This is a genomic window from Brevundimonas sp. NPDC007368 (assembly GCF_042869015.1).
Lineage (GTDB): Bacteria > Pseudomonadota > Alphaproteobacteria > Caulobacterales > Caulobacteraceae > Brevundimonas.
This window is the reverse complement of record NZ_JBIAFA010000006.1, coordinates 95,583-107,465: the sequence shown is the minus strand read 5'-3', so window position 1 is coordinate 107,465 and position 11,883 is coordinate 95,583. Positions and strand designations below refer to the sequence as shown.

Genomic DNA, 11,883 nt, shown 5'->3' with positions numbered 1-11,883 from the left:
GAGCGACCCAGGAGGCGCGCCATGAGCCGCAAGCAACATACCCGCAACGCCACCGGACCTCAGGGTCCGTCGCAGCGCCAGCTGCGCGCCGGCGAACTGATCCGTCACGCCCTTGTCGACGTGCTGCGCGAACAGGAAATTCACGACGAGGCCCTGCTGGGCGTGTCGATCACCGTGACCGAGGTGCGGCTGTCGCCGGACCTGAAGCACGCCACCTGTTTCGTCGAACCCCTGGGCGCGGGCGTCGAGGCCGCCGTGACCGCGGGCCACGAGAGCGAGATCATCAAGGCGCTGAACGCCCACGCCAAATTCCTGCGCGGCCAGCTGGGCCGCCACATCGACATGAAGTTCACCCCGGATCTGCGCTTCCGTCATGATGAAAGCTTCGATGCGGCCAGCCACATCGACCGTCTGTTCGACGACCCGCGCGTGCGCGCCGACGTGGCGCGCGCCGAAGACCAGGACGAAGACTGACCCATGGCGCGTCGCAAGAAGGGCGAGATCGTCAACGGCTGGGTCTGCCTGGACAAGCCCTATGAGATGGGCTCGACCGAGGCGGTGACCAAGATCCGTCGCCTGTTCGACGCCCAGAAGGCTGGCCATGCCGGGACGCTGGATCCCCTGGCCTCGGGCATTCTGCCCATCGCCCTGGGTGAGGCGACCAAGACCGTGCCCTTCATGATGGACGCCGAGAAGGTCTATCGCTTCACCATCCACTGGGGCATCTCGACCGACAGCCTCGACCGCGAGGGCGAGATCATCGCCCGCTCGGACGTGCGGCCCTCGGTCGAGGCGGTGAAGGCGGCCCTGCCGGCCTTCGTCGGCGAGATCGATCAGGTCCCGCCCCAGTTCTCGGCTATCCGTGTCAACGGCGAGCGCGCCTATGACCTGGCGCGCGACGGCGCCGAGTTCGAACTGGAAGCCCGCAAGGTCATGATCCATGAGGCGGCGGTGACCGACGCCCCGGACGCCGACCACGTCGAGATCACGATGCGGACGGGCAAGGGCGTCTATGTCCGCTCGCTGGCGCGCGACCTGGCCGCCATGCTGGGCGCCGAGGGGCATGTTTCGGCCCTGCGGCGCGAGCGGGTGGGGCCGTTCTCGACCGAGAACGCCGTCACTCTGGATTTTCTCGTCGATCTGGCGCATAAGGGCGCCGCCTTGGAAGGCCTGCTGCCCGTTTCGACCGCTCTGGACGACATCCCGGATCTGGCCGTCACGGAACAGGACGCCTTCTCGCTGAGGCAGGGACGGCCGATCGTTCTGCTCCCCCGTCAGGTTGAAACCTTGAAGAGCCAGCTTTCCGCCGGTTCGCGCACGGTGTCGGCCTTCGTGGGAGAGACCCTGGTCGCGCTCTGCACCATGCGGGCCGGACGGCTAGAACCCGACCGTGTTTTCAATCTCCCCTAGCGCTCGTCTTCGGGCGGCGCGACAGGGCTCCAACATGGAGACTCTCGATGTCGATTACGGCTCAACGCAAGGGCGAAGTCATCGCTGACAACGCTCGTTCGGCTGCAGACACCGGCTCGGCCGAGGTCCAGGTCGCGATCCTCTCGGAACGCATCGCCAACCTGACCGAGCACTTCAAGACCCACAAGAAAGACAACCACTCGCGTCGCGGCCTTCTGAAGATGGTCTCGCAGCGTCGTCGTCTTCTTGACCACCTGATCAAGGTTGATCGCGAGCGTTACACCGCTCTGATCACCAAGCTGGGCCTGCGTCGCTAAGGCGGCCGACCGGCAGCGGATAGATTTCTCGAGGCGCGGGCGGACACGTCCGCGCCTCGTTCCGCACCTAAGAGCCCTTTGTCGAAGCGGACGCGGTTCGCCTCGAGAAGCGCTCGACCAGTGAGCTTCCTGCGCGCCGCAGGTCTTTCAACGGCGCAGACGCGAGGGCCAGGACGGTCCTTGCTCCATCCCTCCGGACGCGATGGCGCGACCGGGTTTTCGGGGACCGAGGGACTGAACAGCCCAAGGCTCCACACACCCCCGTCGGGAATACGCCCGCGGGAGACGAAAGAAGAAAAATGTTCGATATCAAACGCAAGACGATCGAGTGGGCCGGCCGCCCGCTGACGCTGGAAACCGGCCGCATCGCCCGTCAGGCTGACGGCGCCGTGCTGGCGACCTACGGCGAGACCGTGGTCCTGGCCACCGTCGTCTATGGCCGCCAGCCCAAGCCGGGCCTGGATTTCTTCCCGCTGACCGTCAACTACCAGGAAAAGACCTTCGCCGCCGGCAAGATCCCGGGCGGCTACTTCAAGCGTGAAGGCCGTCCGAGCGAGAAAGAGACCCTGGTCTCGCGCCTGATCGACCGTCCGATCCGTCCCCTGTTCGTCAAGGGCTTCAAGAACGAGACCCAGGTCGTCATCACCGTGCTGCAGCACGACATGGAAAACGACCCGGACGTCCTGGGCATGGTCGCCGCCTCGGCCGCCCTGACCATCTCGGGCGTGCCCTTCATGGGCCCCATCGGCGCCGCCCGCGTCGGCCTGATCGACGGCGAGCTGGTGCTGAACCCGGCCATCGACCAGATGGGCGAAAGCGCCCTGGACCTGGTCGTCGCCGGCACGCAAGACGCCCTGATGATGGTCGAATCCGAAGCCAAGGAGCTGTCGGAAGAGAAGATGCTCGAGGCCCTGATGTTCGCGCACGCGGGCATGCAGCCGGTCATCGACGCCATCATCGACCTGGCCGAGCACGCCGCCAAGGAGCCGTTCGACTTCCAGGCCGAGGACCACTCGGACGTCGTCGCCTCGATCAAGAAGCTGGTCGGCGACGACATCAAGGCCGCCTACGCCCACCCGGGCAAGTATGATCGCCGTTCGGGCGTCGACGCGGCCAAGAAGACCGCCGCCGCCGCCCTGGTGAAGACCGACGAGAACCCCGAGGGCGTCGACAGCTCCAAGTTCTCGGCCGCCTTCAAGGAATGCGAAGCCGACGTCCTGCGTCGCGACATCATCGAGAACGCTCACCGCGTCGACGGCCGCGCCCTGGACAAGGTCCGCGCCATCGTTTCGGAAGTCGGCGTCCTGCCGCGCACCCACGGTTCGTCGCTGTTCACGCGCGGCGAAACCCAGGCCCTGGTCGTCGCCACGCTCGGCACCGGCGAGGACGAGCAGTACATCGACAGCCTGCAGGGCACCTACAAGGAGTCCTTCCTGCTGCACTACAACTTCCCCCCCTATTCGGTGGGTGAAGCCGGCCGCATGGGTTCGCCCGGCCGTCGCGAAATCGGTCACGGCAAGCTGGCCTGGCGCGCGATCCGTCCGATGCTGCCGTCGAAGGAAGACTTCCCCTACACCATCCGTCTGGTGTCGGAGATCACCGAGTCCAACGGCTCGTCCTCGATGGCCACGGTCTGCGGTTCGTCGCTGGCCCTGATGGACGCCGGCGTGCCGCTGGTCCGTCCGGTCTCGGGCATCGCCATGGGTCTGATCCTGGAGCCGTCGGGCGAGTTCGCCATCCTGTCGGACATCCTGGGTGACGAAGACCACCTGGGCGACATGGACTTCAAGGTCGCGGGCACGTCGGAAGGCATCACTAGCCTTCAGATGGACATCAAGGTCGCCGGCATCACCAAGGAGATCATGGAGCAGGCCCTGACGCAGGCTTCGGCCGGTCGTCTGCACATCCTCGACGAAATGTCGAAGGCCATGGACGCCCCGCGCGCCGAGCTGGGCGAGCACGCTCCGAAGATCGAAACCATCAAGATCCCGGTCGACAAGATCCGTGAAGTGATCGGTTCGGGCGGCAAGGTGATCCGCGAGATCGTCGAGAAGACCGGCGCCAAGATCGACATCGGCGATGACGGCACCATCAAGGTCGCCGCCAACGACCAGGAGAAGATCGACGCCGCCAAGAACTGGATCAACTCCATCGCCGCTGAGCCGGAAATGGGCGCGATCTACACCGGCAAGGTGGTTAAGGTCGTCGACTTCGGCGCCTTCGTGAACTTCTTCGGCGCCAAGGACGGTCTGGTCCACGTGTCCCAGATCGCTCTGGAACGCGTCGCCAACCCGGCCGACGTCCTGTCGGAAGGCCAGGAGGTCAAGGTCAAGTTCCTGGGCTTCGACGATCGCGGCAAGACCAAGCTGTCGATGAAGGTCGTCGACCAGACCACCGGCGAAGACATCACCGACAAGATCAACGCCGAGCGCGCTGAACGCGGTGAAGCCCCGCTGTCGGAAGACACCGGCGGCCGTCCCAAGGGCGACCGCAACGGCGGCGACCGCGGCCGTCGCCGTCGCGACTAAGCCTCACGGTTTGAGATGAAGAGGGCCCCGCTGGAAACGGCGGGGCCTTTTTTCTTTTTGGGGTGCTATCGCCCGCGACGCGGTCGCGGGCTGTTTGAGCGCTGGTTCTCCCTCCCCCTTGTGGGGAGGGAGGCTGGCGCGAAGCGCCAGACGGGTGGGGGCGCTTCGGCAGGTCAGACGCTGCGGATAATCAGCCTGGCCCTCCCCACCCGGTCGCTGCGCGACCACCCTCCCCATGAAGGGGAGGGAGAGGCGGCGGCATTTGGAATCAGCCCCCGCATTCCTTCGGCTTGGTCTCATCCGGGCCGTACATGGCGCAGGACCGGTCGATCTCGCCCTGGATCATGTCGCAGGGGTTGGCGCTGTTGCAGGGCGGACGGGTGGCGGGGCTGACGGCGATGCAGCGCTCGACCAGACGTTTGGAGCGGGCCTCGCCGATCTCGGCCAGGCAGGAGCCGGGCTCGCCGACGGGCGTGACGGCGGGCGTGGCCGCTGGCGTCTCGGCTTCTGGCGTGACGGGCTCAGGCTTGGGTTCGGCCTTGGGCTTGGGCGGAGCGACGGGCGTATCCTTGAGCGGCACGGCGTCGATCGGTTCCTGCGACAGCCTGGTGTCGACGCCCGCCGACGGCGTCTCGGCCGGCGCGGGCTGCGGCTGGCCGCAACCGGCCAGAAGGGCGGCCGACAGGGCCAGAAGAGAGGCGGCGAGGGCGGGGCGCATGAGGCAGTCTCCGTTCGCGGAAGACCCCACCATGCCCCGATCGGCCCTCGCGGCCTAGTCTGTGGTTTTAGCGGCCCAGTTTACTTGCCGAGGGCGGCCCGCTGCAGGGCGAACAGTTCGCCGCAGCCGATGCCGGCCAGTTCGAACAGGCGGTCGAACTCTGGGCGCGAGAAGCCGCGCTTCTCGCCTGTGGCCTGGATCTCGACGATGCCGCCGGCGCCGGTCAGGACGAAGTTGCTGTCGGCCTCGGCGGTGGAGTCTTCCTCATAGTCGAGGTCCAGAACCGGCAGGTCGTTGAAGATGCCGCAGGACACGGCCGCGACCTGATCGATGATCGGGTCGGCCTTCAGCACGCCCTCGTCCTTGAGGTAGTTGAGAGCGGTGGCCATGGCCACCCAGGCGCCGGTGATCGAGGCGGTGCGGGTGCCGCCGTCGGCCTGGATGACGTCGCAGTCGATCAGGACCTGACGCTCGCCGAGCGCTTTCAGGTCGACCACGGCGCGCAAGGAGCGGCCGATCAGGCGCTGGATTTCCTGGGTGCGGCCCGACTGCTTGCCGGCGGCGGCTTCACGACGGCCGCGCGTATGGGTGGCGCGGGGCAGCATGCCGTATTCGGCGGTGACCCAGCCCTGGCCGGTGTTGCGCATCCAGCCCGGCACCTTTTCCTCGACCGAGGCGGTGCAAAGGACCTTGGTGTGGCCGAAGGTGACCAGGCACGAGCCCTCGGCGTAGCGGTTGACGCCGGTCTCCAGCGTGACGGCGCGGAGTTGTTCGGGGGTGCGTTCAGACGGGCGCATGGGATTTCCTTGGAACCTGAGTGGGGCGTGCTTATCCTGAAAGCGTGAGCCTGTATGCCCCCCATCCGTCGCCGTTCGGAAGCGCCCCCGCTGGCCTGGGGACGCTGGACGCGCGCGCGCGCGACATCTTCCGCCGCATCGTCGAGACCTATCTGGAGACGGGCGAGCCGGTCGGATCGCGCACCATCTCGCGCGGCGGGCTGGCTCTGTCGCCCGCCTCGATCCGCAACACCATGCAGGATCTGACGCTGGCGGGTCTGCTGGCCTCGCCCCACACCTCGGCGGGAAGGGTGCCCACCCACGCGGGTCTGCGCCTGTTCGTCGACGGCCTGCTGGAGGTCGGCGACATCGGTCAGGAAGAACGCCGCGAGATCGACGCGCGGCTGGCGGGGAAGGGGCGCAACTTCGAAGAGGCGCTGGACGCCGCCAGCAACCTTCTGTCCGGTCTGGCCGGCGGGGCGGGCATCGTCGCCAGTCCGGTGCGCGATGCGGGCGTCAAGCACGTCGAGTTCGTGGCCCTGGGCCATGATCAGGCTCTGGCGGTTCTGGTCGGGGACGACGGCACGGTCGAGAATCGGCTGATGCCCCTGTCGGCGGGGGTGACGCCCTCGACGCTGTCCGAGGCCTCCAACTTCCTTAACGCCCGGCTGAAGGGCCGCCCTCTGGCCGAGGCGCGCACCGAGATGAGCGCCGAACTGGACGCCGCCCGGCGCGAGCTGGACGCCGCCGCCGCCCGTCTGGTTGAGGACGGTCTGGCCGCCTGGTCCGGCGGGGGCGAACGCGACCGGGCGCTGATCGTGCGCGGCCGGGCCAACCTGCTGCAGGACGCGCAAGCCGTCGAGGATCTGGAGCGGGTGCGGGTCCTGTTCGACGATCTGGAGCAGAAGGAACAGCTGATCGGCCTGCTGGACGGGGTCGGCGCCGCCCAGGGCGTGCGCATCTTCATCGGCGCCGAAACACGCTTGTTTTCGCTTTCGGGTTCCGCCGTGATCGCGGCGCCCTATATGACGGGTCGGCAGCGGATGCTGGGCGCCATCGGCGTCATCGGCCCTGCAAGACTGAACTATGCCCGTGTCATCCCGTTGGTGGACTATACCGCCCGGGTGCTGGGCCGGATTCTGGACGGACAAGAGACGTGAACGACATCAACGACGAGACCCGGGACCAACTCGAGCAGGACATGGGAGAGGCCGCCATCGACGCCGCGCAGGAAGCCGCCGAAGACGGCGACATGGCCGTGGTCGACGCCCTGATCGCCGAGCGCGACCAGTGGAAGGACCGCGCCCTGCGCGCTGTGGCCGACGCCGAGAACATCAAGCGCCGCGCCGAGACCCAGGCCAACGACGCCCGCGCCTACGCCATCCAGCGTTTCGCCAAGGACCTGCTGAGCGTGGCCGACACCCTGGAACGCGGCCTGCTGTCGGCGCCCAAGGTGCTGGAAGGCGCCGAGACCGACAGCGCCGCCGCCGCCATGGTCACGGGCCTGGAGCTGACGCAGAAATCCCTGCTGTCGGCCTTTGAATCCAACGGTCTGACCCGCGTGGCGCCCGAGCCGGGCGAGGCCTTCGACCCTCATCTGCACCAGGCCGTGATGGAGCAGCCCTCGGACACGGTTCCCGGCGGCACGGTGATCCAGACCCTGCAGCCCGGCTACGCCCTGTTCGGCCGCACCGTGCGCGCCGCCATGGTGGCGGTCGCCGCCAAGGGCTCTGGCCCGGCGGGCGGCGCCTATTCGGAAGCCAATACGACCGGCGGGAATTTCGACGCTAAGGCGTGAGCCTCGGCCGAGTGAGAATGAAAAAGGCCCGGGGCGGATGCTCCGGGCCTTTTTTGCTTGGGGCGGTTCGCTTCCAATTTCCGCTCATCCCCGCGGAGGCGGGGACCCAGTGTTTTGGCTTCCAAGCACTTCGATTGACGAGTGAGGTCTCCGACTGGCGCTCTCACTGGGTCCCCGCCTCCGCGGGGATGAGCGGGTTAGGTAGCCTTAGTGCTTCAGCCGATGCTCGAAAAACGCCAGCAGCCGTCGCCACCCATCCTGCGCATCCGCCTCGCGGTAGCTGGCGCGGTAGTCGGCGTGGAAGCCGTGCGGGGCGTCGTCGTAGAGGATGATCTGACTGTCGCTCTTGTCGGCGGCGGTCAGGGCCGCACGCATGGCCTCGACGCTGGCGACGGGGATGCCGCCGTCCTGCCCGCCGTAGAGGCCCAGCACCGGGGCCTTCAGATCAGCCGCCAGATCGACGGGCCAGGGACGGCCCGCCGCCTTCTGTTCGTCGGTGGCGTTGGCGGCGGGGGCCAGGCGGCCGTACCAGGCGACCCCGGCGTCGAGCGCGGCGAAGCGGGCGCAGGCCTGCCACACCACCTTGCCGCCCCAGCAGTAGCCGGTGATCCCGACCTTGTCGGCCTTGGCCCAGGACTGCAGGCCGATCCATTCCAGGGTCGCGCCCACGTCGCCCATGACCTGTTCGTATCCGGCGGCCCCGACGATGGTCATGATGGCGGCCATGTCGCTGAGCGGGGCCGGGTCGGCCTTGCGCACGAAGAAGGCCGGTGCGACGGCGGCGTAACCGGCCTTGGCCAGGCGGCGGCAGATGTCGCGGATGTATTCGTGCACGCCAAAGATCTCGGACACCACGATGACCACAGGGAAGGGGCCGTCGCCCTCGGGCCGCGCCAGATAGGCGGGCAGTTCGAAGCCGTCGGGAGCCGGGAAGGAGACGGTGTGGGCGATCAGGCCGGCGCTGTCGGTGGTGATCGGGCTGGCCGTCTGGCTGAGGGCGGCGGGGGCGTAGGCGGCGAAGGCCACGCCGCCGAGGGCCGCGACCCCCAGGCTGCGGCGGCTGGGGGCGATCTGGTCGGCGCTCAGGCCCTCGGGCCGGGTGATCAGGGTCATCGCGGGTCTCCGGTGCTGCGTCACAAATGAGGCCGGGACTGTGGCCCGGCTTTGACGTCCCCGTCGAGTCCCGATCAGCGCGCCCGTCTCAGCGTCAGATTGATCCGTCCGCCGCCGGGGACCAACTGCGACGAGTCCGCCAGCAGGCGGTCGATGCCGTGCCGGGCCAGGCGGGCCGGGCCGGTCAGGGCGCAGACGTCGCCGGACGCCAGTTTCAGGCTGTGGGTCTTGCCGCCTTCGGCCGCGCCGATGCGGAAGACCGCCGTATCGCCCAGCGACACCGACAGGACGGGCGCCGACAGATCGGCTTCGTCGCGATCCTGATGCAGGCCCATCTTCGCCTCCCCGCGATAGAGGTTGACCAGGCAGGCGTCCGGCGGGGCGGGCCAGCCGGTCAGGGCGTCCCACAGGTCGAGCAGGGCCTGCGGCATCGGCGGCCAGGCCTGGCCGGTGACCGGGTGGGCCGGCTGATAGCGATAGCCCGCCCGGTCCGAAACCCAGGCCAGAGGCCCCATGCCCGTCATCTCGACCGAAAAAGGACGCCCGCCGGGCGTGACGGGGCGATAAAAGGGAGCCGTTTCAGCCGCCGCCAGCACCTGATCCAGCAGGGCCTTTTGCGCCGTCCCGTCGAGCGCGCCCGGCCACAGGCGAAAGCCGGGCAAGCCGGTCGGGGTTTCGCGAGGTGGAGACATATTCCCCGTTTAAGACCCATCCCTCAGTGGGAGAAGCGTCTCGTCCATCCTTGCCGTCATTCCGGGGCGCGAAGCGAACCCGGCACCCAGGACCCAACATTCCGCCGAGTCGTCCTCGGATCCAGCGACTGGGCCCCGGATCGTCCCTTCGGGCCGTCCGGGGTGACGGCGAGGTGCAGGCTTCGCTTGGAGGCTCGAGCTCTCAGCCGCCGGGAGAGGGTCTATTGCGGTAAACGGCGCCGAATCCGTCCTGAACCGCACGAAACCCTTGCGGCCCCTGCGGTCTTTCCCATATCCGGGCCAGTCTGGAAGAAACCCCGAAGTTGCTGGGGCTTTCGACCGCAACCATCCAACCCGCCTGACCGGACGACCGGAACGGCTTTCAGCCCAACTGGGGGCGGTCACGCGCGGCGCTTTTCGAAGGCCGCCGCATCGCCCGCCGCAAGGAGTGAAAAGACAAGCTCATGGCCAAGATCATCGGCATCGACCTCGGCACGACCAACTCGTGCGTCGCCGTCATGGACGGCAAGAACCCCAAGGTCATCGAGAACGCCGAAGGCAACCGCACGACCCCGTCGGTCGTGGCGATCCAGGACAGCGGCGAAGTGCTCGTCGGCCAGCCTGCGCGTCGTCAGGCGGTCACCAACCCGACCAACACCTTCTTCGCCATCAAGCGCCTGATCGGCCGCAATTTCGATGACCCGGTGGTGGCCAAGGACAAGGGCATGGTGCCCTATGAAATCGTCAAGGGCCCGAACGGCGACGCCTGGGTGCGCGCCCACGGCAAGGACTATTCGCCGCAACAGGTCTCGGCCTTCACCCTCGGCAAGATGAAGGAGGCCGCGGAGGCCTACCTCGGCGAGACCGTGACCCAGGCCGTCATCACCGTTCCGGCCTACTTCAACGACGCCCAGCGTCAGGCCACCAAGGACGCCGGCAAGATCGCCGGCCTGGAAGTCCTGCGCATCATCAACGAGCCGACCGCGGCCGCCCTGGCCTATGGCCTGGAGAAGAACGACGGTCAGAAGATCGCCGTCTATGACCTGGGCGGCGGCACCTTCGACGTCTCGATCCTGGAGATCGGCGACGGCGTCTTCGAGGTGAAGTCGACCAACGGCGACACCTTCCTGGGCGGCGAGGACTTCGACCTGCGTCTGGTCGACTACCTGGCCGACGAGTTCAAGAAGGAGCAGGGCGTCGATCTGCGGACCGACAAGCTGGCCCTGCAGCGCCTGAAGGAAGAGGCCGAGAAGGCCAAGAAGGAACTGTCCTCGACGTCGCAGTACGAGGTCAACCTGCCCTTCATCACCATGAACGCCTCGGGCCCGCTGCACCTGAACATCAAGCTGTCGCGCGCCAAGCTGGAAGCCCTGGTCGATGACCTGATCCAGCGCACGATCGAGCCCTGCAAGAAGGCCCTGGCCGACGCCGGTCTGAAGGCCGGCGACATCGACGAGGTCGTCCTGGTCGGCGGCATGACCCGCATGCCCAAGGTCGTGGAAGCCGTGAAGGCCTTCTTCGGCAAGGAGCCGCACAAGGGCGTGAACCCTGACGAAGTCGTGGCCCTGGGCGCCGCCGTTCAGGCCGGCGTTCTGCAAGGCGACGTCAAGGACGTGCTGCTGCTGGACGTGACCCCGCTGACCCTGGGCATCGAAACCCTGGGCGGCGTCTTCACCCCGCTGATCGAGCGCAACACCACCATCCCGACCAAGAAGAGCCAGGTCTTCTCGACCGCCGACGACAACCAGTCGGCCGTGACGATCCGCGTCTTCCAGGGCGAGCGCCCGATGGCCGCCGACAACAAGGTCCTGGGTCAGTTCGACCTGATGGGCATTCCGCCGGCGCCGCGCGGCATGCCGCAGATCGAGGTCGCCTTCGACATCGACGCCAACGGCATCGTCCACGTCACCGCCAAGGACAAGGCGACCAACAAGGAGCAGTCGATCCGCATCCAGGCCAACGGCGGCCTGTCGGACGCGGACATCGACAAGATGGTCAAGGAAGCCGAGGCCAACGCCGCGGCCGACAAGGCCCGCAAGGATCTGGTCGAGGCCGCCAACGGCGCCGACAGCCTGATCCACTCGACCGAGAAGGCCCTGTCGGAACACGGCGACAAGATCGACGACGCGACCAAGGCGACCATCCAGTCGGCCCTGGACGACCTGAAGTCGGCCAAGGACGGCACGGACCCCGAGGCTATCCGCGAGAAGACCAACACCCTGGCCCAGGCTTCGATGAAGCTGGGCGAGGCCATGTACGCCGCCCAGCAGGGCGCCGGTGAAGACGGCGCCTCGGAAGCTCCGGCTGACGACGGCGTGGTCGACGCCGAGTTCGAGGAAGTCTCGGACGCCGACGACGACAAGAAGAACGCGTAACGAAACGCGGCTTATGACGACCGGCCCCGCTTGCCAGACGGCAGGCGGGGCCGTTTCATAAAACTTGCATCATTCGACCGGGCGCCCATGTCAGCAGACATGGCCGTTGGGTCATCCGCGAACGTACGATCCTCGGCTTAACGGGGACGGCGGGCG

The 11,883-nt window shown here is 67.6% G+C and carries 11 protein-coding genes; 7 read left to right on the top strand and 4 right to left on the bottom strand.

The annotated features are described in order from the left end of the window. Positions 1-21: 21 nt before the first annotated feature. From rbfA to pnp, 4 genes are all read left to right on the top strand, one after another. Positions 22-474, top strand: coding sequence for a 30S ribosome-binding factor RbfA (gene rbfA / locus ACFYLW_RS13960; RefSeq protein ID WP_292084618.1), 453 nt, complete (start codon positions 22-24; stop codon positions 472-474). Positions 475-477: 3 nt separating this feature from the next. Beyond that, positions 478-1,410: a tRNA pseudouridine(55) synthase TruB gene (truB, locus tag ACFYLW_RS13955; protein ID WP_312065985.1), complete on the top strand. Its 933-nt coding sequence runs from the start codon at positions 478-480 to the stop codon at positions 1,408-1,410. A 47-nt stretch (positions 1,411-1,457) separates the two neighbouring features. Beyond that, positions 1,458-1,727, top strand: a complete 270-nt coding sequence (gene rpsO, locus ACFYLW_RS13950; protein ID WP_292084621.1) for a 30S ribosomal protein S15 — start codon at positions 1,458-1,460, stop codon at positions 1,725-1,727. A 299-nt stretch (positions 1,728-2,026) separates the two neighbouring features. Then, positions 2,027-4,255 carry a polyribonucleotide nucleotidyltransferase gene (gene pnp / locus ACFYLW_RS13945; RefSeq protein WP_312065987.1) on the top strand — a complete coding sequence of 743 codons (2,229 nt, stop codon included), beginning with the start codon at positions 2,027-2,029 and terminating at the stop codon, positions 4,253-4,255. A 268-nt stretch (positions 4,256-4,523) separates the two neighbouring features. Here the strand turns inward: pnp and ACFYLW_RS13940 are convergent, their stop codons facing one another. Continuing rightward, entirely contained in the window at positions 4,524-4,973 is a 450-nt protein-coding gene (locus ACFYLW_RS13940; protein ID WP_312065988.1) for a hypothetical protein, read from the bottom strand. Positions 4,974-5,053: 80 nt separating this feature from the next. Next, positions 5,054-5,770, bottom strand: a complete 717-nt coding sequence (gene rph / locus ACFYLW_RS13935; protein WP_312065990.1) for a ribonuclease PH — start codon at positions 5,768-5,770, stop codon at positions 5,054-5,056. A gap of 50 nt (positions 5,771-5,820) precedes the next feature. Here rph and hrcA point away from each other — a divergent pair, with 50 nt between their 5' ends. Together hrcA and grpE are read left to right on the top strand one after the other, a co-directional pair. Beyond that, positions 5,821-6,909: a heat-inducible transcriptional repressor HrcA gene (gene hrcA, locus ACFYLW_RS13930; RefSeq protein ID WP_390183206.1), complete on the top strand. Its 1,089-nt coding sequence runs from the start codon at positions 5,821-5,823 to the stop codon at positions 6,907-6,909. Between the two features lie 41 nt (positions 6,910-6,950). Further along, positions 6,951-7,547, top strand: a complete 597-nt coding sequence (gene grpE, locus ACFYLW_RS13925) for a nucleotide exchange factor GrpE (RefSeq protein WP_390183205.1) — start codon at positions 6,951-6,953, stop codon at positions 7,545-7,547. A 207-nt stretch (positions 7,548-7,754) separates the two neighbouring features. On the opposite strand, the gene ACFYLW_RS13920 is transcribed toward grpE, so the two are convergent. Both ACFYLW_RS13920 and ACFYLW_RS13915 read right to left on the bottom strand, forming a co-directional pair. Then, on the bottom strand, positions 7,755-8,660 hold the full coding sequence (locus ACFYLW_RS13920; RefSeq protein ID WP_312064742.1) for a dienelactone hydrolase family protein: 906 nt from the start codon (positions 8,658-8,660) through the stop codon (positions 7,755-7,757). Positions 8,661-8,734: 74 nt separating this feature from the next. Next, the gene (locus tag ACFYLW_RS13915; RefSeq protein WP_312064743.1) at positions 8,735-9,352 is read right to left on the bottom strand and encodes an alpha-ketoglutarate-dependent dioxygenase AlkB; all 618 of its coding nucleotides are present in this window, start codon (positions 9,350-9,352) and stop codon (positions 8,735-8,737) included. A 464-nt stretch (positions 9,353-9,816) separates the two neighbouring features. Between ACFYLW_RS13915 and dnaK the strand changes: the two genes are divergently transcribed. After that, positions 9,817-11,727, top strand: coding sequence for a molecular chaperone DnaK (gene dnaK / locus ACFYLW_RS13910; RefSeq protein ID WP_292084631.1), 1,911 nt, complete (start codon positions 9,817-9,819; stop codon positions 11,725-11,727). Positions 11,728-11,883 lie beyond the last annotated feature (156 nt).